The following is a 1164-nucleotide window of genomic DNA, read 5'->3' as shown; positions in this document are numbered from 1 at the left end:
GAGATCGGCGATGCGCCGGCGAAGGGGCATTTCTCCTTCAAGTGCATGACCGGCAAGCGCGACCGGAACAAGAACACCTTCTTCGGCATCGTGCGCGCCATGAAAGACCCGGCGCGCTGGTCGAACAAGTGGATGTCGCAGACCATGCACATCATGAACTCGACCGCAAAGGGTGGCATCGCGGTTGAGAAGGGCGGTTTCTTCGACAATGACGCGGCCGGCGAGGCGTCATGGGCGCACCAGGAGCAGGTCACTTACCTGAAGACCGGTGCCATCTCCGGCCCGAACCCCAAATTCATTGCTAAGCCTGTTTCCGCGTTCCCGCAGGGCTCATTTGAGCTGATGCAGTACGCGAACCAGTCGCTCCGCGATGTGTCCGGCGTCAATGTCGAGATCCTCGGCATGCAGAGCTCGGCCGGGCAGGCTGCAAGCCTCGATCTCCAGCGCAAGCAGTCAGCCTTGACCATTCTGCAGCCGCTGTTCGACAGCCTGCGCCGCTATCGGAAAGAGCAGGGGCGCCTCCTGCTCTATTTGATCCAGCATTATCTATCCGACGGGCGCCTGATCAAGATCGAAGGCCCGGAAGAGGCGCAGTTCGTCCCGCTGATGAAGCAGGACGTCTACGACGGCAAGACCTCCTATGACGTGATCGTGGACGAGAGCCCGACCTCTGCCAACCAGAAGGAGGCCACCTGGGCGATGCTGCAGCAGATCCTGCCCGTTATCGGCAAGATGCTGCCGCCGGCGACGTGGCTTGCGCTGCTCAAATACTCGCCGCTTCCGACCTCGGCTCAGAAGGACATCTCGGACAGTATCGAGAAGTCGCAAGCGCAGCCTGATCCGGAGCAGCAGAAGCGCGACGCCGAGCTCAAGCTCGAGAACGACAAGGCGCAGGCCAAGATGGCCAATGACAAGCAGTCCTCGGACGCCAAGATCCAGACCATGCAGGCCGAGAGCCAGGCCAAGATGAAGATCGCGGCCGAGGAAGCGCAGCACAACGCCATGATCAAGGCGTTGACCGCGCCCGCGCCGACGGATGCCGAGGGAAACCCTGTGCAGGGCGGTGGCGCGGACAGCGCGGCCCTCATCATGGCCTTCATGCAGGAAATGCGGCGCGACATGAACGTGCTCGCGACCGCTTTCAACACGCCGAAGAGGCTGATC

The 1164-nt window shown here is 61.9% G+C and carries 1 pseudogene; it reads left to right on the top strand.

What is annotated here, in order from left to right:
• Positions 1-1164, top strand: a pseudogene (locus IVB46_RS44725) (hypothetical protein); the annotation flags it as partial.

It is taken from the genome of Bradyrhizobium sp. 61 (assembly GCF_023073075.1).
Taxonomy (GTDB): domain Bacteria; phylum Pseudomonadota; class Alphaproteobacteria; order Rhizobiales; family Xanthobacteraceae; genus Bradyrhizobium; species Bradyrhizobium barranii.
This window is presented reverse-complemented; position numbering and strand designations above follow the sequence as displayed.